The organism is Chroococcidiopsis sp. [FACHB-1243], assembly GCF_014696895.1.
Classification (GTDB): domain Bacteria; phylum Cyanobacteriota; class Cyanobacteriia; order Cyanobacteriales; family Chroococcidiopsidaceae; genus Chroococcidiopsis.
Genome location: NZ_JACJQX010000001.1, coordinates 217,458 through 240,349 on the forward strand (window position 1 = coordinate 217,458; position 22,892 = coordinate 240,349).

Sequence of the window (22,892 nt, forward strand, 5' to 3'; positions counted from 1 at the left end):
AAGGCGTGGGTCAGTATCAACTCGCTCAGCTTAAACGCTACGATCCAGAAGCGATCGCGCAGTATTATCGCTTCCGTCCTTTGCTGGCTGTAGCGCGGGCTTTCAAGGTCGTCTGGTTGTTTGCTGGGTTTATTTTTGGTTTAAAGTGGGACGATTGGCGCGATCGCGAAGAAGAAAATAAGCTCAAACGAGCCGTCCAATTGCGGCAGCTCCTTACCAATCTGGGTCCGACGTTTATCAAAGTCGGTCAAGCGCTCTCCACTCGCCCAGATTTGGTGAGAAAAGATTTTCTAGACGAACTGGTAAAACTGCAAGACCAACTACCTGCCTTCGAGCAGGAAATTGCTTTGCGCACGATTGAAACCGAACTCGGACGTTCGGTTGAAGAAGTTTATAGCCAGATTTCGCCGCAACCTGTAGCTGCTGCGAGTTTGGGACAAGTGTATCGCGCTCGGCTCCATAGTGGCGAAGAAGTTGCCGTTAAGGTACAGCGTCCGAATTTACGCCCGACGATTACCCTCGACCTTTACTTAATGCGTTGGGCGGCGAGTTGGCTATCTCCTTGGTTGCCGCTCAATCTCGGTCACGATCTGACGATGATTGTAGACGAATTTGGGACGAAGTTATTTGAGGAAATCGATTACCTCAACGAAGGACGGAACGCCGAAAAGTTTGCGACCAACTTCCGTAACGATCCTCACGTCAAAATTCCTTTAATTTACTGGCGCTATACGAATACTCGCGTCCTGACGCTGGAGTGGATTAACGGATTTAAGTTGAATGACACTGCTAGCATCCAAGCAGCGGGATTGAATACAGATGAATTGATCGAAATTGGTGTAACAGCTGGGCTGCAACAGCTACTAGAACACGGATTCTTTCATGCTGACCCCCATCCAGGTAATTTGTTTGCCATGCCAGACGGACGGATGGCTTACATTGACTTCGGCATGATGGATCAATTGAACGAGCGGACAAAAGAAACGCTAGTAGATGCGATCGTGCATCTCGTGAATAAAGACTATGACGAATTGGCAGAAGATTACGTCAAGCTCGGATTTCTCACGCCGGACACTGATATTCGCCCGATTATCCCAGCTTTAGAAGCAGTCTGGGGTAGCGCGATCGGTAAAAATGTAGGAGATTTTAACTTTAAAACCATCACCGACTCCTATTCGGAGTTGATGTATGACTATCCTTTTCGCGTACCTTCTAAATTTGCGTTAATTATCCGTTCTTTGATTACGCAAGAAGGAATTGCCCTCAGCCTTAATCCAGATTTCAAGATCATTGAAGTTGCTTATCCCTATGTGGCGCGGCGGTTACTGACGGGTGAAACCCCCGAACTGCGGCGCAGGTTACTCAATCTCTTGTTCAAAAATGGTAAGTTTCAGTGGCAGCGGTTGGAAGATTTGCTCGACATCGCCAGCGCTGACGATAGTTTTGATATTCTACCCACCGCTCAACTCGGCTTGCAGTATCTTTTATCTGAAGAAGGGAAATACCTACGGCAACAATTGGTGATGGCACTGACGGAAGACGATCGCCTGCATACAGCAGAAGTACAGCGGATCTGGAACTTAGTCAAGGGTGAGATTCAGCCCGCACGTCTGTTTGATGCCGCGATTGGAGCGATCGCCAATCTATCTAGAGAAACGGCGGCAATTCTGCCGACAGCAGTATTTTCACTCATAGCTACCCCAGATCGAGAGCGGTAAGGGGATACATGATGGATGCAAAAGGGTAAGATGTTGAAAGTAACAAAAGTTAAAATAAAAAATTTGTAACTTTAAGGTATCTTCCATGTTTTACCCGTCCACTCCGCCTTATTTCCTGCTCGTTGCAGGTTTGTTTGTCGCCTTAACTTCTGGAGCGGCGTTTTCTGGCACGCTCAAACAGATGCTACAAAAATGGTCGAGCGATCGCGCCACCGATGTCGATACAATCGCTAAGATTCGCACCGGACAATTAATTTTCCCTTTCTTGGGCATGGCTGTCGGTGTTTGCCTCTTTCTAGCTTCTGGAATTGAAATTTTTGGCTTCCCGATTGTCATGTCTTATGCTTTTGCCGTTCCTCTGACGTTACTGACTGGTTTGTTAGTTTGGTATCAGTTGGGTAGCATGTTTGCTTTGGCAGAACGGGAAGGATTTCAAGCTTTTAATCTTGATTCTTGGGAATAATTTATCGAAGAAGGAGTCAGGAGTCAGGAGTCAGAATGACTACTTTTGATGTGGCTTCTGACTCAAAGGGTATAAGATCCCTACCGAATCTTTGAAGGAGTGGCACAAATATGAGGAGTCAGAATCTCACCGATCGTATTTCTCCTGACTCCTGACTACTGGCTCCTGGCTCCTGTTCAATAGGTTCGTGGGTAGGGTGAGCAATGCTCACCTTATTTTTATACATCAGTGCTTTAGATCGAAAAATTGTGTTGTTGCAAGATTTTCAACCTTTATGCGCGATCGCGACAACTTCTACTGGTGCTAGTAGATTGCGGTCTATTTGTCAAGCTAATAGTCCAATCTGGGTTCCAGAGTCTTTATCGAGTATTGCCGGAGTCCAATCCTACTCGGGTTCGCTCAAATCTCACGTAGCCGAATTGTGGCAATCTCACCGCGCCTTTATTTTTTGTTTGGCAACTGGGGCAGTTGTGAGGATTGTCGCACCCTTATTGCAAAACAAGGCTACCGATCCGGCAATTGTGGTCGTCGATGAGGTAGGAAAGTTTGTCATCAGTTTGTGTGGCGGACATCAAGGTGGAGCAGATCGTCTCACAAAAATAATTGCCCAGCTCATCGATGCAACGCCAATATTAACCAGCGCTTCGACAAGTTTAGGATTACCTGCCGTAGATTTACTAGGCGTTCCCTTTGGGTGGCATAAAGGTAAAGGAGATTGGACGGAAGTGAGTGCGGCAGTCGTCCGTGGCGAACCCGTACAAGTGATTCAAGAGGCTGGTTCTACCTTGTGGCGATCGACAGCTAGCGTTCGGCAATCACATCTGAGTTTTACCCCATCTCCTGACGCAACAGCCAAAATTTGGATTACGCCACGCCTAATTCAGGACGCACGATCGCGTACGCCTCAAATTCAGTGGCATCCCCGCGTTTTGTGGATGGGAATCGGTTGCGAACGGGGAACCTCAAGACAGCTGATTGAAGCTGCACTTCAACAGGTATGCCGAGAAAATCAACTTGCTATAGACGCGATCGCCGGGATTGCTACGATCGACCTGAAAGCTGATGAAGTTGGGTTAGTCGAATTGTGCCAAGCCTATAATTTTCCCTTGCGTACTTTCCCTGCCGAAATCTTGAGTGCGATTTCCGTCCCCAACCCCTCCCCAGTCGTAGAACGAGAAGTCGGGACTCCTAGCGTCGCTGAAGCTGCGGCTTTGTGCGCTTGTTTAAATCTACCTGAGACAAAGCACCACACGGATTCCGATCGCAACGTCACACCTAAGCTATTGGTTGCCAAACAAATTTTCAAACCCAATACCCCAACTCCCGACTCCAGTACGGGCGCACAGCCGTGCGCCCCTACGACTCCCGATCTCACGGGTGCAGTCACGATCGCGATCGCCCAATCGGAAATCGAATATACGGATCGTATTGGGAAACTGTTCCTCGTGGGAATAGGACCTGGTGCGCTCGAGCAAATCACCCCAGCTGCCAAAAGCGCGATCGCCACGGCTGATGCAGTTATCGGTTACTCTCTCTACATAGAATTGATTGCGACACTGCTACAACCCCAGCAAGTTATCGAAACTTTACCCATTACCCAAGAAAGACAGCGCGCTCAAAGAGCGATCGAACTGGCGCAGTGGGGCTTAACGGTAGCGGTGGTATCTTCGGGAGACTGCGGCATTTACGGTATGGCAGGGTTGGTGATGGAAGAATTGCAAGCTGGAGGCTGGGACGGAAACACGCCTCAAGTACAAGTTCTTCCCGGAATTACGGCGTTGCAAGCCGCCGCCGCCCGCGTCGGCACACCTCTAATGCACGACTTTTGCGCCATTAGCTTAAGCGATTTACTCACTCCTTGGCAAGTGATTGAAAAGCGCTTGATTGCCGCAGCAATGGCTGATTTTGTCACGGCAATTTACAATCCGCGATCGCAATCGCGCGTCCAACAGCTACAAATCGCCAGAGACATTTTCTTACAATACCGCGATCCCAACACTCCAGTTGCGATCGTCCGTGCGGCTTACCGTCAAGACGAACAAATTTACCTAACAACTTTAGAAAAGTTACTCGATTTGCCTGTCGATATGCTATCTACAGTATTAATTGGTAATTCTAGTACTCGCACCTATGCCGATTGGATAATTACCCCACGGGGTTATTTGGGTTTTGAGCCAGAAATGAAAGAATAGCCAGCAAGTTACTTTCCTACTATGTCCAAATCGAGCAACAGTAACTCTGATTCGCAGAGCTTTCACAGCAGCAACATCTTTCAAGCGCAGAATTGGGAGGAAACAGTCAAGCAAGTAGGATATCGGTTTAACCGACAGTATCAAGGTCAAGATTTGGCACTCCCGCCAGAAGTGCAGGCAATGCCAATATTTCACGAGTGGAAAACTGGTATCCTGGCTGGCAGACTGGCTTCTCCTTTCTGGGAGATGGCTCAACCGCAGAAAAACCAAACTTGTCTAGATATTGGCTGCGGTGTTAGCTTTCTGATTTATCCTTGGACGGAATGGCAAGCATTTTTTTACGGTCAAGAAGTCAGTACAGTAGCAAGGGATACCTTGAATACTCGCAGTCCGCAGTTGAACTCAAAGTTATTTAAAGGTGTTGAATTAAGACCAGCCCACCAGTTAAACTACCCTCCAGCTCAATTTGACTTAGCGATCGCCACTGGATTTAGCTGCTATTTTCCCCGCGAGTACTGGAGTAATGTCATGGCAGAAGTCAAGCGGGTGCTAAAACCAAGTGGATTTTTTGTCTTCGACATCCTCAACCCCGAAACACCCCTAGCAGAAGATTGGGCAGTTTTAGAAACCTACCTGGGTGCAGAAGTGTTTCTGGAGCCTATATCTGAGTGGGAAAAAACAATAAAAGCTACTGGTGCTAAAATTGTCGCACGGCAAGCAGGGGAATTATTTCAATTGTATAAAGTACGGTTTTAGAGCTGGTTTTGATGGTATGCACTCATTTGTGCCGTCTGCCTGCTAGTGTAAAAATCGATCCAGGGCTTTTTTCAATTCATTAATCTCGTCTTCCAAATTTCCCACTTGAGCAGCTCTAGCAATACATTCAGTCAGATGCTCGTCTAAAATCATTCGAGCAACGCGATCGAGCGCTCCGCGCACGGCTGCAATCTGCGTCAATACCTCGGGACAATCTCGGTTTTCTTGCACCATAGTTTTAATCCCGCGAATGTGTCCTTCAATGCGAGAAAGCCGATTGATTACGGCGCGTAGAGATTCTTCACTATGGACGTGAACGTGAGCGTGAGCCGAACCCCGCTCGTGAACGTGACTGTGGCTGAGGTCTAAGTCAGTAGATGGGGAGAGTATTTCAGTCCTAGCAATTGACGAGGAGCTTTTTGTCAGTTTATCTGTGCCGTTCATGCGCGATCGCACCCGCTAATAGAGTTAGTTCAAATTCTAGCCTAGAGCAATTGAGTCAGTTTCCGCTATCTGCTGCAAGCTTTGCCAAAATATTAGATATGACTTGTCATTGGTCATCGGTCATTGGTCATTGGTAATGAGTTGTTGGTTGACTGTTGTTGGTTGCTGTTCCCTGATAACTGAGATTGGTGATTCACAAATGACAAATGACAAATGACAACTGACAAATGATAACTGACTGAGCAATTAATTCTATGCAATTAGGAAAAGTTATGCAATGTATCCGCCAACTCAGTACTTATGTGTTGGCGATTGTTATAGGTGTATTTCTAAGCAGTTGTCTGTGGGTACTACCATCACAAGCAGACCCAGTACCTCAAGCAACTATTTCCCAAGCTGCCACACCAGCAGCCCCAACTCAAAAAGCTGCCATCCAGCCCAACAGCTTTGTGACTGCGGCAGTTAATCGCGTCGGACAAGCGGTGGTACGCATCGATACAGAACGCACGATTACGCGCCGCCTACCCGATCCTTTTTCAGACGACCCATTTTTCCGCCGTTTTTTTGGCGAAAACTTTCCCCAACAATTGCCACCTGAACGTTTGCAAGGATTGGGTTCTGGGTTCATTGTCGATTCTAGCGGCGAGATTTTAACCAATGCCCACGTTGTCGCTCAAGCCGATAAGGTGACGGTAACTTTAAAAGATGGGCGTGTTTTGGAAGGTCAGGTGCAAGGTGTAGATGAAGTTACCGATTTGGCAGCGATTAAAGTCAACGGCAAAAATTTGCCCGTAGCACCTTTGGGAGACTCTTCTAGCGTCCAGGTTGGAGATTGGGCGATCGCCGTAGGAAATCCTTTGGGATTAGATAACACCGTCACCCTTGGTATTGTCAGCACTCTCAAGCGTTCTAGCGCCCAAGTTGGTATTCCCGATAAACGGCTAGATTTCATTCAAACTGATGCGGCGATCAATCCTGGTAATTCTGGGGGTCCGCTATTGAACGATCGCGGCGAAGTGATTGGCATCAACACGGCGATTCGCGCTGACGGGATGGGGATCGGTTTTGCAATTCCAATTGACAAAGCCAAAGCGATTAAAGATCGGTTAATTCGAGGTGAGCAAGTCGCCCATCCATATATTGGGGTACAAATGGAAACCCTTACCCCCTCATTGGCAAAGCAAAATAACAGCGATCCTAATTCGGCAATTCAAATTCCCGAAGTGAATGGCGTATTGGTAGTACGAGTCTTACCCAACTCGCCTGCTGCTGCCGCTGGATTGCGTCGGGGAGATGTCATCGTCCAAGTAGACGGGCAGACGATTACAAAAGCCGAACAGCTACAAAGTTTAGTTGAGGATACTCAAGTTGGGCAGGCGATCCAAGTCAAAGTCCGGCGGGGCGATCGAACTCAACAACTTTCCGTCCGCACGGGCGAGTTGCAAAGCGCTTCGCTCAAATAAGAGATTTTGTTTATCGAGAGGTGAAATTTTGCCTCTTGACAGAAAACAGAAAGGGTGGACAATGCCCACCCTTTTTTTTAGTTAGATGTCGTCGTCGAAGTCATCATCGTCATCATCGTCATCATCGTCATCATCCACGTCGCCAGCTGAAGAGTCGTCGATCATCAGATCGTCATCTTCATCCAGGATGGCAGAGTTGCGATCGAAACCGAAGCTATCTCCCATCCCGTCTAGGTTATAGGCACGAGCCGTGCGATCGTCGAGGACGACATCCATAGCATCGTCACCATCATCAAAGACGCTGGTTGGCATGGTGTCGAAATCATCATTACTGGTCGTACTAACTTCTTCGTAGGTGTTAAAACCAGTTCCTGCTGGAATCAAGCGTCCGATGATTACGTTTTCTTTCAGACCCCGCAACCAATCAGATTTACCTTCGATCGCTGCTTCAGTCAGTACCCTCGTCGTTTCTTGGAACGAAGCTGCTGAAATGAAGCTATCTGTATTCAGCGATGCCTTGGTAATACCCAAGAGCATCGGCGTATACTGTGCTTTCGCCCCACCAGTGATGCTCATTGCTTCGTTGACCTGCTCGACTTGCCGCAGTTCGATCAACTCTCCTGGCAACATGGTCGTGTCACCACCATCGTCGATCCGCACCTTGGAAGTCATCTGACGCACGATCACTTCGATGTGCTTGTCAGAAATATCAATGCCTTGAGACTGGTAGACGGACTGAACTTCATTCACTAGAAATGTCTGGACTCGCTGTAAAGCTTCCAGCGCACTAGCATAGACACCCTCGGCAGCATTGCGATTGTAGAAGATCTCCAGAATTTCATGGGGGTTTGCTGGACCGTCGGTCAGTGGCGTACCTAACTCTATGTGCGCTCCATCAGAGACAATGGCATTTTGCCCAGGTCCAATTGGATACTCAGTAAGATTGCCAGAATTTTCAATCACCTTAATGGCAACAGTTTCATCCTCAATCCGATTGTATTCCACCGTACCGCCAGCACGGGCAAGGATACACGCTTCTTTTGGTTTGCGTGCTTCCAGTAGTTCCTCAATTCTGGGTAAACCCTGAATGATGTCTCCGGTTTTTGCCCGTTCAAAGACCAACAGCACTAAGTTATCGCCCCGTTGAACCAGTTCGCCGTCTTCGACTTGCAATACCGCACCGTTACTGACGCGATAAGGGCGACCTGTGCGTACAACCACTTCATAAGCATTGCTAACCAATGCTCCATCGCCTGGTTGCTCCTGCTCTTTTTTGTCTCCCGTTGCCTTCTTAATTTCTAGTACTTGACCGGATTCAGCCACAACTGCTCCCGGAGCGATTTCCATACCTGCTACAACCAACTCACCAATTTTGACTTGAGGACGTTCTTTAGTGGGAATGGATAGGCGATCGCTTTCTCGCAACACGAGTATGCGGCGAATTGCTTCTGCACCTTCGCGAATACCGCGAATTTCTCCAGCTTCTTTGCACTGAATTGCCGTCCGTGCCACCACTGCACCAGGCGGAATATTCTGCCCGTCTTCTACGAGTAATGTGGTCGAAGTACTGCCTTGGGTAGCATCGGCGGCTACGTCGCGGCGGATTGTTAAAGACTCCAAAATTACCAACTGCAAGCGCTGGAGTTCGAGATCTTCTGCATCCGGAATCAATTCGATATCTGCCACCATTGGCGAACTACCGTGTTCTCCGCTAGTGTCTTGCTCGATTTCCAAGACCAATTGCGTCCGCAGCAGTTCTACTCCTTCAATCGACTTCACCCGCTCGGAATCTTTAAAAGCAATACGCTGCATCGATCGCAACTCAATCCGGCGACCCGATTGGTTAACGGATTGCGTGCTGGGTACGGGTGGAACATCTGGTACGGCATATTCGATTGCGGGACGTAGCAGTAAGGCTGGACCTTCAGGCGATTCGACATACTCGATATAACGTAGTTCGGATAGGGTATGTCCTGGGACGATTTCTTCTCCAGGCTGACCTAAAGTTCCGTCTCTGCCGAGTGCTGCTTCTGGGTCGTCTAACATCAGCAATTCCCCTGGCTTCACCACCAGTTCGCGCAAAATGTCATTCTTCTGAGTCACGGTGACAACGCCGCTATTCTGGCAGAAGATATCCTTCACGACTTCCGTACCCGCTTCGACATACGTGCCGTCCTCGACGATTAGCAGGGAGATATCCTTATTGACTTCGTGAGATTCTTCAGGAATCCACAACAAAGTTCCACCCTTGACGACTTCGTAACCTTGCTTTGCCTTACCTTTTTTACCGATTTCTACCCCAGCAAATTTCACAATTCCACCAGTAGCAGTGCGGTAGCGATCGTCAATTAGCTCCGCAACAACTTGACCGTTTTGCACTTTTGTGCCTGGGGTCGCTAAGAGCGAAAATTGTTGACCGTTATTTGTTTCAATCGTGTAATGCTCGCGACCTTGGAAGCTTTCCGATCGCACGGTAGCCGTATCGAGAACCACAGAGGCAGTAATGATTTCAATTTCTCGCTGCCGCGCCCCATCAGCAGCTTGGGGTAAGCGCACGATACCCCCATGCACGCTGGTCAGTTTCATCTGCGCCAAGACGCTATTCGCTTCGACGAGATCGCCGTTGTTGACGCTTGGTTCTGCACCTGGGGGCAAGTTGTAAACTTCTCCCGACAAGATCCAGATCAAGCCGCCTCTAGATGCAGTAGTCGTCGTGTTACCTTGACGGTCGGTCTTTTCTTCCGCGACGACATCCGCAAATTTGACTTCTCCTGCCAAGTCCGAAGCCACGTCTTTCGTAACTTTTTCCGTATTCACTCTGGTGGTACGGTTGCCAACGGGGACTTCAGCGATCAGTTGTCCAACTGTCACTGTCTGACCGTCATTGACATAGACGATCGAACCTTGGTTGACGGGAATATTCACTTTGCTGCCATTGGCAAGCTCCAAAGTCAGCGCCCCGTTGTTTTCCGCCATCAGCGCGTCTTCCCCGTGGCGGGTTCTAAACGGACGATTGCGGAGATTGCGCGGCATCCGAATCGTGCCGTCTTGTTCTGCCCGTGCTTGTCGCGCTACTTCTCCGGTAAATACGCCGCCCGTGTGGAAGGTACGCATGGTTAGCTGCGTACCTGGTTCGCCAATACTTTGAGCGGCAATGATCCCCACCGCTTCGCCTAAGTCTACCATCTTAGCGTGTGCCAAACTCCAGCCGTAGCAGTGTTGGCAGACCGATCGCGCTGCTTCGCAGGTGAGGGGCGATCGGACTATCACTTCTTCAACGCCTGCTTTGTCTACTGCCTGCGCCAATTCATCATAAATAGGCTGGTTTCTCTGCACCAGAACTTCTTTCGTTTTTGGGTGGATTACGTCAACTGCCGCTACTCGACCTAGTAAGCGATTGCCGATCGGAATCAAAGTGCGATCGCCATCCATCATCGGGCGCACGGGAATGGCGCGGGTCGTACCGCAGTCAAATTCCCGTACGATCACGTCTTGGGATACGTCTACCAAGCGTCGTGTTAAATAACCGGAGTCTGCCGTGCGCAGCGCTGTATCTACCAAACCTTTTCTCGCCCCGTAGGACGAGATAATGTATTCGGTAACGGTCAGCCCTTCGCGGAAATTCGTTTTAATTGGCAAGTCGATAATTTCCCCTTGAGGGTCTGCCATCAACCCGCGCATTCCGACCAACTGCCGCACCTGGGCGATCGAACCCCGCGCCCCAGAAATAGACATCATGTGTACTGAGTTCAGCGGATTCGTCCGCTCGAAGTGACTCATTACTTCATCTTTGAGGGCTTCGCTGGTACTGTTCCAAGTGTCGATCACTTTTTGGAAACGCTCGACCTCAGTGATTTCTCCCCGTTGGTAACGCGCTTCCGTGGCTCTAATTTCGGCTTCGGCAGCTTCCAAGAGCGATCGCTTAGAAGGCGGAACCATCAAATCGTCAACGCTAATTGAGATCCCTGCTTTCGTCGCGTAGCGAAATCCTAAATCTTTCAGCTTATCTGCCATAACTGCCGTGCGAGCAGTGCCATAAGTCGTGAACGACCAAGCAATTAGATTTCTCAGCTGGCTTTTACCAACTACGCGGTTGCGAAAAATAAATTCCTTACCGTCTGCCATGTTTTTAGTAAGTAGTGAGTAGTGAGTAGTGCGTGGCGCGTGATGAGTGGAGAATCGTAGGGGCGGGTTGTTTAAAGATACCTGTTCTGGAATAAATTCTTCTGCGGTTAAACCCGCCCTTACAGGGAAAGTGAGTTAATTGCGAATTTTGAATTTTTCCTAGTCCCCAGCCCCTAATCCCTAGCTGACAATCGAGTCTTGAATTGCTTTGTTGTAAATAATCCGACCAGGAGTTGTCAGGATGAACTGCGACAGCAAATTACCGCTACTATCCTCTCGGACTCGTCGTTCGCGAAAGTGTTTGGTCACCGTGCCATCGCCCTGCTGTTCTACTTTTAAAGGCTCGCTGTCTGGCTTCGCCGTCTCTACTTTGCCGTCGTAGCGTACCCAAACTTTGGCGTGTAGGTCTACTCGCTCTTGCTCGTAAGCCACGATCGCGTCATCGAGCGATGCAAAGTGACTGCCAGCACCACGATTATTGTTGGGATTTTCGGCTGTCAGGTAGTAACAGCCGAGAACCATGTCTTGGCTGGGAGTAATAATCGGTCTACCTGTTGCCGGAGACAAAATATTATTAGAAGCGAGCATCAACAATCTTGCTTCTGACTGCGATTCCAGAGATAGAGGGACGTGAACCGCCATTTGGTCGCCGTCAAAGTCAGCGTTGAAAGCCGGACAAACGAGAGGATGGAGTTGAATTGCTCGACCTTCGACTAAAATCGGCTCGAAAGATTGAATTCCCAAACGGTGAAGTGTCGGAGCGCGGTTGAGCAGGACTGGGTGTCCTTCAATCACCTCTTCTAAAACGTCCCACACGCTGGGGTCATTGCGCTGAATCAGTTTTTTCGCAGCTTTAATATTGTTGACAATTCCACCGCGAATCAGACGATGGATCACAAACGGCTGGAATAGCTCGATCGCCATTTCCCGTGGCAAACCGCACTGGTGAATTTTAAGTTTGGGTCCGACGACGATTACCGAACGTCCCGAATAATCAACCCGTTTGCCGAGCAAGTTTTGGCGGAAGCGACCTTGTTTCCCTTCGATAATATCCGATAAGGATTTCAACGGACGGTTGTTTGCGCCTACCACCGTGCGACCCCGACGACCGTTATCGATCAAAGCATCGACTGCTTCTTGCAGCATTCGCTTTTCGTTACGGACGATGATTTCAGGAGCCAAAATCTCTTGCAAGCGCGCCAGACGGTTGTTCCGGTTGATCACGCGACGATACAGATCGTTTAAGTCGGACGTAGCAAATCGTCCGCCATCCAACTGCACCATCGGGCGCAAGTCTGGGGGAATTACCGGAATGTAACTCATTACCATCCACTCTGGTTTCGAGCCAGTGGCGATAAAGTTATCGATCACCCGCAGCCGTTTGATCAGTTTCGCCCGTTTCTGTCCTTTTGCCGTACCAATGTCTTGCCGCAGCGTTTCTGCTTCTGGTTCCAGTTTGATATCCGAGAGCAAATTTGCTAATGCCTCAGCTCCGATCCCTACTTCTATGCCTTCTAAGGTAGAATCTTCGCTGTAAAGTTGGTCTTCAATCTCGATCCACTGATCTTCGCTGAGTAGTTGTTTGTAAGTTAAAGTCTCGGCGTTGCCTGGTTTGAGGACGACATAAGCGTTAAAGTAAACGATTTGCTCGACATCCCGCAGTGGCATATCTAGCAAAATCGAAATATAACTGGGAATCCCCTTGAGATACCAAACGTGGGCAACTGGGGCAGCGAGTTTGATAAATCCCATCCGGTGACGGCGGACGCGGGATTCTGTCACTTCTACGCCGCAACGCTCGCAAACAATGCCCCGATGGCGGACGCGCTTGTATTTTCCGCAATGGCACTCCCAATCTTTCGCCGGACCAAAAATCCGTTCGCAGAATAGCCCATCCATTTCTGGTTTGAGCGTTCTGTAGTTGATCGTTTCTGGCTTTGTCACCTCACCAACTAACTGCCCGTTTGGCAGGGTTCTTTCACCCCAAACCCGAATCCGGTCTGGCGAGGCGATCGCAATTTTTACGTAGTCGAACTGATTTGATAATCCTGGTCTCATATTTGAGGGGTAAGGGAGTAGAGAGTAGGGAAGCGGGCAGAGGGCGAGGTTTCCAAGCGGGCGGAAGCGGAGGTTCCCTCCGCATTGGAGCCGCGTTCGCCATCGGAGCCGGGTAGTAGGGAGTAGGGAGGAAGGAGTAGAAACACCACTCATCACTCACCACTCGCCACTAAATTTCTTCTTCCAACGATTCGCGACTGAGAGATTCGTAGGTAGGACGGGAAGGAGTGCGGCGACCAGCCGGATCTGCCATCAGATCCACCTCGACATCAGAGGTACTGCCGTCAGTTTGAGTTTCTACCTTATGCACGGCAATATCTAGCCCCAAAGATTGCAACTCTCGCATCAATACCTTGAAAGATTCGGGCGTGCCAGGTCGAGGGATAGCCTTGCCTTTGACGATCGCGTTTAAGGCTTCGTTCCGTCCTTGCATGTCGTCGGATTTCACCGTTAGCAGCTCTTGCAGGGTATAGGCAGCGCCGAAAGCTTCCAGCGCCCACACTTCCATTTCGCCAAATCGCTGACCGCCTTGCTGCGCCTTTCCACCCAAGGGTTGTTGCGTCACCAAGGAGTAAGGACCTGTAGAACGAGCATGAATCTTGTCGTCTACCAAATGTACCAGTTTCAGCATGTAAGCCATACCAATCGTGATCGGGCGATCGAATGGTTCTCCCGTGCGTCCGTCAAAGACTTGAATTTTCCCCGGATTTTCTGGGTCGTACATCCAATCTTGAGCGGTGTCTTCTCTGGCTTGCGTCAATTTGCCGTGAACGATGGTGCGGGATGCTTCTTCGCCAAACATTTCATCAAATGGAGTTAGCTTAAACCGCAAGCCCAAGTTAGCCCCCGCCCATCCCAAGAGACACTCAAAGACTTGTCCCACATTCATGCGGGAGGGTACGCCCAAGGGGTTCAGCACGATGTCAACGGGTCTGCCGTCTGGCAAATATGGCATATCTTCTAAAGGCAAAATGCGAGAAATAATTCCCTTATTGCCGTGTCGTCCTGCCATTTTATCCCCAACCTGAATCTTGCGTTTTTGAGCGACGTACACGCGCACGACCATGTTAGCGCCAGGGGGTAATTCGTCACCCTGTTCGCGGGTAAATACGCGCACGTCTACGACACGCCCTTTTTCGCCGTTGGGTACGCGCAGGGAGTTATCGCGCACGTCCCGCGCTTTTTCACCAAAAATTGCCCGTAGCAGTTTTTCTTCTGGTGGTTGGTCGGATTCGCCTTTGGGGGTAACTTTGCCAACTAAGATATCGCCCGATTCTACCCAAGCGCCAACGCGGATAATCCCTTGTTCGTCTAACTGTCTCAGGGCATCTTCCCCGACGTTGGGAATTTCGCGGGTAATTTCTTCGGGTCCAAGTTTAGTTTGCCGTGCCTCAATTTCGTATTTTTCAACGTGAATTGATGTATACAGGTCTTCCTGTACCAACCGTTCCGAGATTAAAATTGCGTCTTCGTAGTTGTAGCCCTCCCAAGGCATATAGGCAACGAGAATATTTTGTCCCAAAGCAATTTCGCCGCCTTCGGTGGAGGAGCCGTCAGCAATTACCTGTCCGGCAGTAACGCGATCGCCTTTACGGACGAGCGGACGCTGGTTGAGACATGTATCCTGGTTGGAGCGTTGGTACTTGGACATTTGGTACTCAATCTCGCTCCCGTTGGCAGCGCGAACGCGAATGCGAGTGGCATCTATGTAACTCACTTCGCCATCGGTACGACTAATAATCACCATCCCAGAGTCCCGCGCTGCTTGCGCTTCTAACCCCGTTCCTACCAAGGGTCGCTCCGGTCTGAGCAAGGGGACGGCTTGCCGTTGCATGTTGGAACCCATTAGGGCGCGGTTAGCGTCGTCGTGTTCCAAGAACGGGATCAAGCTGGTGGCGACAGAGACGATCTGTACGGGTGTCACCTGCACGTAATCCACTTGGTCGGGGGTGGTGGTGGTGAAGTCTTGGCGGTAACGCACGGGGACTTGAGCGCCCAGCAGATTGCCATGTTCGTCGATCGGCACGTCCCCAGGTGCGACGCGAAAATCGTCTTCCTCGTCGGCTGTCATGTAAATGGGAGCGCCATCGTACAAGACTCGCCCGTTTTTCACTTCGCGGTAAGGCGTTTCTAAAAAGCCGTATTGGTTAACTCTGGCGTGAGTTGCCAAAGAACCAATCAGACCCGCGTTGGGACCTTCTGGAGTCTCAATCGGGCAGATCCGCCCGTAGTGCGAGGGGTGAATATCTCGCACGGCAAAACCCGCCCGTTCTCGCGTCAATCCGCCAGGACCGAGGGCTGAGAGGCGGCGCTTGTGAGTCAATTCTGCTAAGGGGTTGGTCTGATCCATAAACTGCGACAGTTGGCTGGAGCCAAAAAACTCCTTAATCGCAGCGACTAGGGGTTTGGGGTTGACCAATGAAGTCGGGCTGAGGTTATCTGTATCCGAGACGGTCATTCGTTCGCGGATAATCCGTTCTAAGCGGTTTAAGCCGACGCGGACTTGGTTTTGCAGCAACTCGCCGACGCTTCTGACTCGTCTATTGCCCAAGTGATCGATATCGTCGGTGTTACCCATGTCGAACTCTAAGTTGATCAGGTAGTCGATCGCTGCCAAAATATCTGTTGGTGTCAGTACCCGCGTCGTATCGGGGATCGATAAGCGCAGCTTTTTATTCAGTTTGTACCGTCCGACGCGCCCTAAATCGTAGCGCTTGGGATCGAAAAAGCGTGAGTCGAGGAGCTGTTGACCGCCCAATACCGTTGGTGGTTCGCCAGGACGTAGCTTCTTGTACAATTCCATCAGGGCTTCTTCTTCAGAAAACTGCCCTTCTTTTTCGATCGTTTTTTGGAAATATTCTGGGTGACGCAGGGCATCAAAAATTTCATTATCTGTCAGGGCAAGTGCTTTCAACAAAATTTGTGCCGACAGTTTGCGAGTTTTATCAATGCGTACCCAAACTAAATCGTTCCGGTCGGTTTCAAATTTCAGCCACGCGCCTCGGTTAGGAATCAAACTGGCGCTGTAGGTGCGACGACCGTTTTTATCGATTTCTGATTTGTAGTAGACTCCAGGCGATCGCACGATTTGATTGACGATTACCCGTTCTGCACCGTTAATAATAAACGTACCGCGATCGGTCATTAGGGGCAGGTCGCCAATAAAAACCTCTTGTTCTTTAATCTCGCCTGTCTCTTTATTGATCAAGCGTGTCGGTACGTACATCTGTACGGCATATGTAGCATCGCGACGCTTGGCTTCGTCTACATCGTATTTAGGCTGTTTGAGTTTATAATTGTGACCTAGTAAGTGCAGTTCTAATTTGCCCGTGTAGTCGGTAATTGGTGAGAAGCTATTGAGTTCTTCAATTAAGCCTTCTTCTAAAAACCACCGAAAACTAGCTTTTTGAATTTCGATTAAGTCGGGCAGCAAGTAGGAGGTAGATTCTTTAGATATCTCTGTAGTCATGCGTCTTGAAGCTCGCTAGTGAAAGTGTTTGGCGGATCGTCTCGAATTCGGAATTGTGAATTCGGAATTCGGAATTGTTGTCTCACCCACGCTATTTCCTCGACTGGGTGTAATCCCAAAACTGGAATGGAGTTATGAATGCGGGGGAGGGATTGTCGATGCTATGCATCTTCTGGTTTTCCGTGAATGAATCTAGAGGCTTGTACCGTATACCATATAGTTCTAAATTCCGAATTCTTTTACGAGAGCCATATTTCTAAACTGTTCTCGATCCATCAAGCAGACAACAGCTAAACGATCGCCGTTGACGGAATTCCCCGTTGAGGCGATCGCGTAAGCAAAAATCAAAATTGTTCTGAGTCAGGAAACCAAATACTTGACAGTTACAAGAAAAAAGCAGTCTATTCTGGCTCATTAGATCGTAGGGACGGCAGATTCCGGTTGCTACAGCGAAAGAGTAATTCCTCTTATTCTCTCACCTATGTTTTGTCAAGGGATAAGAGCAAAAATTTACGTTGAGGCGGCGAAATGATGTATATTCCCAACTTTTGTGCGGTGGGCTAAAAAATTGTTTCATACACGCTCCTTAACCATTATGGCGTTTTTAATATACCTATGACAGCAGGTGTAGCGAATCCGAGCCGTTGTTCTCATCGCTAATTCACGCCGACAAACCGAATAGTTGACAAGCATTAGCCGTTGTTTGAGCTGCAATCTCTTCTAGTTCAACCCCGCGCAGGTGAGCCAGAAACTCGGCGACATGCCGCACGAAAGCCGGTTCGTTGCGCCGCTCTTTTCGCCTAGGAACTGGAGCCAAAAACGGACAATCAGTTTCAATCAAAAGGCGATCGCTGCTTACCATCTGTGCTGCTGTTTGAACGGTAAGAGCATTCTTAAACGTGACAATACCGCTGAAACTTACATAAAACCCCAAATCCAGAAACCAGGCAGTTTCCTCTGGAGTTCCGCTCCAGCAATGCATGACTCCGCGAATTTTCTCGCCGTGACGCTGCTTCATCAACTGTAATATCTCTCTAACTTGTGCGGCTGCTTCCCGACAATGGATAATCACAGGTAAGTTGAGGGTAGCTGCAATCTCCAATTGCGCTTCAAATGCTTCTCGCTGTTGCTCTTGGTTTTCTGCTTTATAGAAATCCAGTCCCATCTCGCCGATTGCCACGACTCGATCGTTACTACATGCCAAGGACAAAATTTCTGCTGACATACTCTCCGTCCATTTGTGGGCATCTAGTGGATGTAACCCAACGGCAAAGCTGACTTCTGGAAATTGCTGCGCGATCGCGCTGATGCTGGCAAATTCTGCTGGCTCGACACAGGAATGAACCAAGTGTACGACTCCTGCTGCTTGCCATCGCGATCGCACGGCTGCCAAATCCGGTTCAAACACGTCGAAGTTGAGATGTACGTGAGAGTCGATCAATTGCATAACTAGGGAGTAGGGATTCGGGTCGTAGGGAGTAGGGGAAGAGTAACTAATAACCTCTTACCTTTTACCTCTCGCCTTTATCCTTCAGTCTTAGCCATTTCGTACTGTTTGAGTTGCTTAGCCAGACGGGATTTTTTCCTGGCTCCATTATTACGATGGAGTACGCCCCGCTTTACGGCTCGGTCAATTTTGCTATATGCTGCCGACATCCGTTGTTGGACTTCTTGCTTCAGCTCTGGAGTAGGATTGGCGGCGTAAGCTTCCAGAGTACTGAAATACTTTTTCATCAGCGTTTTGACGGCTGAGCTATATGCCTTATTCCGCAGCCGATTACGCTCGGCAATTTGAACGCGCTTGATAGCAGACTTTGTATTAGCCACAGTTAAGTTAGGGAACGTAAATTAGACAAAATCCTAGATGTACTAATATAGCACCTAGATTGACAAGATTGCGATTCTACTAAAAATCCAGGTTAAGCTAGAGAAGCAAGAACAAATAAACCATAATCGCCGTCAGGCGGATATAGTATAGTTTTGTTCCCCAGCAGGCAATTCCTAGATTAGCATCCCGAACTCCATGCTGCGAATCATCACTCAGCAGGCTGAGGTAAGAGCCGAACTCCAGCGGATCTGCGATCGCACCCACGACGAACAAGTGGCTCATAAGGAAGCGACGGTTCGGGAGGTGCTTCAGACCGTGAAGCGCCAAGGAGACCGCGCCTTAATTCACTACACTGAAGAATTTGACCAACAAACGCTGAAACCAGAAGACCTGCGCGTGAGCGGCTCGGAACTGGATGCGGCTTACCAACAGGTGTCTCAAGAATTACTCAGCGCCATCCAGCTCGCCTGTCGGCGTATCGAGGCATTTCACCGCCAGCGCGTCCCTAAATCTTGGGTACATTTTGACGAGGACGGCGTGGTATTGGGTAAACGATACACCCCAGTGGATAGCGCGGGGCTGTATGTCCCTGGAGGGCGAGCTGCCTACCCCAGTACGGTGTTGATGAACGCAATTCCAGCAAAAGTGGCTGGGGTGAAGCGCTGTGTCATCGTCACCCCGCCAGGGATGGGAAAAACAATGAATCCGGCGGTGCTAGTGGCGGCTCAGGAAGCAGGAATTGAAGAAATTTATCGCGTCGGGGGAGCGCAGGCGATCGCGGCTTTGGCATACGGTACGGAAACACTGCCGAAAGTCGATGTGATTACGGGACCTGGTAATATTTACGTGACGCTAGCGAAAAAACTCGTCTACGGTACGGTGGGAATCGACTCTTTAGCCGGACCTTCAGAAGTCCTAATTATTGCCGACGAACAGGCTAACCCCATCCACATTGCTGCCGACTTGTTAGCCCAGGCAGAACACGACCCAATGGCAGCGGCAATATTGTTAACGACAGATGCGAGTTTGGCTAAGCAAGTTCAAACAGAAGTCGAGCGCCAGTTAGTCAATCACCCGCGCCGGACGCTGACGGAAAAAGCGATCGCCCACTACGGTTCGATCGCAGTTGTGGACTCGCTCAATACTGCGGCTCAACTATCGAACGAGTTTGCCCCCGAACACTTAGAATTAGAAGTAGCCGATCCTTGGGCGCTGTTAGAGCAGATCCGCCATGCCGGCGCGATTTTCTTGGGTAATTCTACCCCTGAAGCTGTAGGAGACTACTTAGCTGGTCCCAACCACACGTTACCTACTTCTGGTGCTGCTCGTTATGCTTCCGCTTTGGGGGTAGAAACTTTCCTCAAACACTCTAGTGTGATTCAGTACACGCCGGAAGCACTCCAGAAAGTTGCAGGGGCAATTGATACCCTCGCAACAACCGAAGGACTGCCTTCTCACGCTGATTCTGTGCGGTTGCGAATGCAAGATTTGCAGGCGGGAGATTGGCAAATCGGAACTGGTGAAAAGGATGGACAGTGACCAGCGAACAGTGACCAGTAAGCAGTCACCAGTGACCGCGCGCCACGATTTACTGAGAACTGCGAACTGAGAATTGATACCTGATAACTGGTAACTGTAGTATGGGAGGTTTGGCGGTGCTAAAGACGATTTTAGTGGCTCTTGACGGTTCGGAAATTCAGGAACGAGTGATTCAGAGTTTGGAAGAACTGCAACTCCAGCAGACGACAAAGGTGGTTCTCGCGCATGTCGTCCCTGCGGTCGAGTTAAGTCAAGAAGTTGTCAGCGATCGCCCCCAAGTCATAGCGGAAGGACTGCCCTATTTACAAGTAGAAAAGCAACTGCAATCTTACCAAGCCAAATTATCTGGAGAAAGCATCATCGAAATCGTTACGGGCGATCCGGCTGAAGAAATTATTCGGTTAGCAAATATTTATCAAGCCGATCTAATTGCGATCGGCAGTCGTGGCTTGACTGGTGTAAAACGAATCATTCAAGGTTCTGTCAGCAGTCAAGTTGTTGAAAATGCTCCTTGTTCTGTATTAGTAGTCAAAATTAGTAGTCAAACCTGCTAGGTAAGAGCAGTCGTAAGTCATAAGTCACTAAAATAACCGACAACTAATTCGTGCAAGGATTTATTAATTTAAACAAACCGCTAGGATGGACTTCTCATGATTGCGTGGCGCGGGTCAGGCGATTGCTGCATACGTCGCGGGTAGGGCATGGAGGTACGCTAGATCCTGCGGCTAGTGGCGTTTTGCCGATCGCAGTTGGCAAAGCTACGCGGTTATTACAGTTTTTGCCTCAAGATAAAGCTTATCGAGCTACAATTCAATTTGGGATTACGACGACGACGGATGACTTAGAAGGAGAGATCCTGACTTCCCAGCCAGCAACAGATCTAAGCCTAGAGCAGATCGTTCCAAGATTAAAACAATTTCAAGGCAAGATCGTCCAAATACCACCCAAATACAGCGCCATCCAGGTACAGGGGAAGCGGTTGTATGACCTAGCACGAGCAGGAGAGGAAATAGACGTGCCAGAGCGCACGGTAGAGGTATATAAGATTGAAATTTTAAACTGGCAAGCGGGAGATTTTCCGAAATTGGAAGTGGCGATCGCTTGTGGTGCGGGAACGTATATTCGGGCGATCGCGCGGGACGTGGGTGCGGCGTTAGGTACTGGTGGAACGCTAGCAGCATTAACTCGTACTCGTAGTAGCGGTTTTGAAATTGCTGCAAGTCTCAGTTTAGATGAATTAGCCACACAGATAGAGCGAGGCACATTCGAGCCTATTCCTCCTGCTAAAGCTTTACAGCATCTTCCTAGCGTTAATTTATCTGAGCCAGTGGCGCGTAAGTGGTGCTTGGGTCAAAAAATTCCCTGCCCAGAAGTTCCCGTTACCATGACAAACGATACTTGTTTACGAGTTGAAGAGGAGGGCGATCGCTTTTTGGGGATCGGGCGTTTAGTTCAAATGGATGATGTATGTTTATTAGCTCCCCAAATAGTTTTTGTTCAATCGTAATTGTGTAGAGACGTGACATGTAACGTCTCTACAAAGTTGTCAGCGATCGGCTACCCCGAGCTTAAATTTTAGATATCTCTATTATGAGATTTCACAATATTGTTTAGAAACACAGTATTTTTTCAAGATATATGGAATAATCTAGCTACTCTAATACAGAGTTACTGCGTTATCTAAATCAGCTAATTTTTATGAAGCGATATCTGTTTTTGATTGGGATATTGATTCTTTCTGCTGGCGTAATTCTGACTCACTCGTTCGTGGTAGCCGCTACAACTCAGCCACAACGAGTCAGTTCTGTGACAAGCGATCGCATTGCCCTTGATGAGAGGGGAAATGAAAACAACTTTTTTGCCTCTCTGCCTGTTTTGACAAAACAAGAGAGTCGAGCGAAAAATCGTCGAAAAGCTTTCGATAGACTGATTGAATCGGTGAGTGCAGCTAGAATAATTGAACTGAATTTCACTTGGGATACTAATTCGCCGTTGTTTCCGACAAATACCCCTTACTCAATTAGTCTATTAGCGAGACACACTCAGACTTTTGGTACGGTTTCGGGTGGGATTGGCTTTGCCACAGATAAGATGGATTTTAGCGGACAACATGGCGCACCCACTATCGATGCGATCGGTCATATTTCAAATAATCTCAAGCTATTTGGGGACATAGATGCTGCAACTAGCGAAAGCGATCTGGGACTGACAAAGCTAGGAGTCGAAGCCTACCCGAAAGAGCAGTTTGTCAACCGAGCAGTTTTACTGGATGTTGCCCGTTTCAAAGGAGTGGAGACACTTGCAGCGGGACAGGAGATTACTGTCGCAGACCTAGAAGCAACGGCGCGAGCGGAAGGAGTTGAAATTCAATCGGGTGACTCAGTATTAATTAGGACTGGCTATGGGAAGTTTTTCAACACCGAACCGACAAAGTTTTCAGAACCTCTTCCAGGTCCAGGCGAAGCAGCGGCTCGTTGGCTGGCGAAGAAGAAAGTTTTTCTGGTAGGGGACGATCAGTTAGTCTTTGAGGTGCTTCCCGCCACAGGAACGGTCTTTCCAGTGCATCGCACGCTAATTGCAGATAACGGAATCTACATTGTAGAAAATTTAAATCTAGAAGAGTTATCACAAGCATTGGCTCAAGAGGGCGTTTACGAGTTTCCTTTAGTACTGAATCCACCTAGAATCAGAGGTGCGACAGGAGCTGCGGTTAATTCGTTTGCCATACTGCCGCGTTAAGCAGTTCATATTGACAATCTGCTGATTCCAACAATAAGGGGCATTGCACCGCTACTGTAAAGCGGACACAACACCCCTTATACTGCCTATGTTGAGAT

At 49.0% G+C, this 22,892-nt stretch carries 16 protein-coding genes; 9 read left to right on the forward strand and 7 right to left on the reverse strand.

Annotated elements, in window-relative coordinates; all coding sequences use genetic code 11:
* The first annotated feature begins 5 nt into the window (after positions 1 to 5).
* The 4 genes from H6G17_RS00985 (at position 6) to H6G17_RS01000 (ending at position 5,129) form a co-directional block, all read left to right on the forward strand.
* Positions 6 to 1,718: an AarF/UbiB family protein gene (locus H6G17_RS00985; protein WP_192153502.1), complete on the forward strand. Its 1,713-nt coding sequence runs from the start codon at positions 6 to 8 to the stop codon at positions 1,716 to 1,718.
* Positions 1,719 to 1,803: 85 nt separating this feature from the next.
* A complete protein-coding gene (locus H6G17_RS00990) occupies positions 1,804 to 2,181 on the forward strand; it encodes a hypothetical protein (protein ID WP_192153503.1) in 378 nt (125 codons plus the stop codon).
* Between the two features lie 203 nt (positions 2,182 to 2,384).
* Positions 2,385 to 4,373, forward strand: coding sequence for a precorrin-3B C(17)-methyltransferase (gene cobJ, locus H6G17_RS00995; RefSeq protein WP_192153504.1), 1,989 nt, complete (start codon positions 2,385 to 2,387; stop codon positions 4,371 to 4,373).
* Between the two features lie 21 nt (positions 4,374 to 4,394).
* Positions 4,395 to 5,129 (forward strand): class I SAM-dependent methyltransferase, encoded by a 735-nt coding sequence (locus H6G17_RS01000; RefSeq protein WP_192153505.1) that lies wholly within the window; start codon positions 4,395 to 4,397, stop codon positions 5,127 to 5,129.
* A gap of 42 nt (positions 5,130 to 5,171) precedes the next feature.
* On the opposite strand, the gene H6G17_RS01005 is transcribed toward H6G17_RS01000, so the two are convergent.
* Complete coding sequence (locus H6G17_RS01005) at positions 5,172 to 5,573, reverse strand: metal-sensitive transcriptional regulator (RefSeq protein WP_192153506.1); 402 nt, start codon at positions 5,571 to 5,573, stop codon at positions 5,172 to 5,174.
* 254 nt (positions 5,574 to 5,827) lie between these two features.
* Between H6G17_RS01005 and H6G17_RS01010 the strand changes: the two genes are divergently transcribed.
* A complete protein-coding gene (locus tag H6G17_RS01010) occupies positions 5,828 to 7,036 on the forward strand; it encodes an HhoA/HhoB/HtrA family serine endopeptidase (protein ID WP_192153507.1) in 1,209 nt (402 codons plus the stop codon).
* 81 nt (positions 7,037 to 7,117) lie between these two features.
* Here the strand turns inward: H6G17_RS01010 and H6G17_RS01015 are convergent, their stop codons facing one another.
* The 6 genes from H6G17_RS01015 to rpsT all read right to left on the reverse strand — a co-directional run bounded on the left by H6G17_RS01015 (position 7,118) and on the right by rpsT (position 18,515).
* Entirely contained in the window at positions 7,118 to 11,254 is a 4,137-nt protein-coding gene (locus H6G17_RS01015; RefSeq protein ID WP_347276397.1) for a DNA-directed RNA polymerase subunit beta', read from the reverse strand.
* An 87-nt stretch (positions 11,255 to 11,341) separates the two neighbouring features.
* Positions 11,342 to 13,219, reverse strand: a complete 1,878-nt coding sequence (locus tag H6G17_RS01020) for a DNA-directed RNA polymerase subunit gamma (protein WP_192153509.1) — start codon at positions 13,217 to 13,219, stop codon at positions 11,342 to 11,344.
* 169 nt (positions 13,220 to 13,388) lie between these two features.
* Entirely contained in the window at positions 13,389 to 16,688 is a 3,300-nt protein-coding gene (gene rpoB, locus H6G17_RS01025) for a DNA-directed RNA polymerase subunit beta (protein WP_192153510.1), read from the reverse strand.
* A 222-nt stretch (positions 16,689 to 16,910) separates the two neighbouring features.
* Entirely contained in the window at positions 16,911 to 17,036 is a 126-nt protein-coding gene (locus H6G17_RS33830; RefSeq protein WP_277875902.1) for a hypothetical protein, read from the reverse strand.
* A gap of 313 nt (positions 17,037 to 17,349) precedes the next feature.
* Positions 17,350 to 18,135: a TatD family hydrolase gene (locus tag H6G17_RS01030; protein WP_192153511.1), complete on the reverse strand. Its 786-nt coding sequence runs from the start codon at positions 18,133 to 18,135 to the stop codon at positions 17,350 to 17,352.
* Positions 18,136 to 18,212: 77 nt separating this feature from the next.
* A complete protein-coding gene (gene rpsT, locus H6G17_RS01035; RefSeq protein ID WP_192153512.1) occupies positions 18,213 to 18,515 on the reverse strand; it encodes a 30S ribosomal protein S20 in 303 nt (100 codons plus the stop codon).
* Positions 18,516 to 18,711: 196 nt separating this feature from the next.
* Between rpsT and hisD the strand changes: the two genes are divergently transcribed.
* The 4 genes from hisD (at position 18,712) to H6G17_RS01055 (ending at position 22,794) form a co-directional block, all read left to right on the forward strand.
* Positions 18,712 to 20,055 carry a histidinol dehydrogenase gene (hisD, locus tag H6G17_RS01040; RefSeq protein ID WP_192153513.1) on the forward strand — a complete coding sequence of 448 codons (1,344 nt, stop codon included), beginning with the start codon at positions 18,712 to 18,714 and terminating at the stop codon, positions 20,053 to 20,055.
* Positions 20,056 to 20,171: 116 nt separating this feature from the next.
* The gene (locus tag H6G17_RS01045; protein ID WP_192153514.1) at positions 20,172 to 20,609 is read left to right on the forward strand and encodes a universal stress protein; all 438 of its coding nucleotides are present in this window, start codon (positions 20,172 to 20,174) and stop codon (positions 20,607 to 20,609) included.
* A 50-nt stretch (positions 20,610 to 20,659) separates the two neighbouring features.
* Positions 20,660 to 21,562: a tRNA pseudouridine(55) synthase TruB gene (gene truB / locus H6G17_RS33835; RefSeq protein ID WP_192153515.1), complete on the forward strand. Its 903-nt coding sequence runs from the start codon at positions 20,660 to 20,662 to the stop codon at positions 21,560 to 21,562.
* Positions 21,563 to 21,753: 191 nt separating this feature from the next.
* Complete coding sequence (locus H6G17_RS01055; protein ID WP_192153516.1) at positions 21,754 to 22,794, forward strand: cyclase family protein; 1,041 nt, start codon at positions 21,754 to 21,756, stop codon at positions 22,792 to 22,794.
* The last annotated feature ends 98 nt before the right edge of the window (positions 22,795 to 22,892 follow it).

Coding starts and splice junctions, on each gene's coding strand:
- hisD (WP_192153513.1), top strand. CDS start 18,712: ATGCTGCGAATCATCACTCAGCAGGCTGAGGTAAGAGCCGAACTCCAG.
- H6G17_RS01030 (WP_192153511.1), bottom strand. CDS start 18,135: ATGCAATTGATCGACTCTCACGTACATCTCAACTTCGACGTGTTTGAA.
- rpoB (WP_192153510.1), bottom strand. CDS start 16,688: ATGACTACAGAGATATCTAAAGAATCTACCTCCTACTTGCTGCCCGAC.
- H6G17_RS00990 (WP_192153503.1), top strand. CDS start 1,804: ATGTTTTACCCGTCCACTCCGCCTTATTTCCTGCTCGTTGCAGGTTTG.
- H6G17_RS01020 (WP_192153509.1), bottom strand. CDS start 13,219: ATGAGACCAGGATTATCAAATCAGTTCGACTACGTAAAAATTGCGATC.
- H6G17_RS01010 (WP_192153507.1), top strand. CDS start 5,828: ATGCAATTAGGAAAAGTTATGCAATGTATCCGCCAACTCAGTACTTAT.
- H6G17_RS01000 (WP_192153505.1), top strand. CDS start 4,395: ATGTCCAAATCGAGCAACAGTAACTCTGATTCGCAGAGCTTTCACAGC.
- H6G17_RS01005 (WP_192153506.1), bottom strand. CDS start 5,573: ATGAACGGCACAGATAAACTGACAAAAAGCTCCTCGTCAATTGCTAGG.
- cobJ (WP_192153504.1), top strand. CDS start 2,385: ATGCTCACCTTATTTTTATACATCAGTGCTTTAGATCGAAAAATTGTG.
- H6G17_RS01055 (WP_192153516.1), top strand. CDS start 21,754: ATGAAGCGATATCTGTTTTTGATTGGGATATTGATTCTTTCTGCTGGC.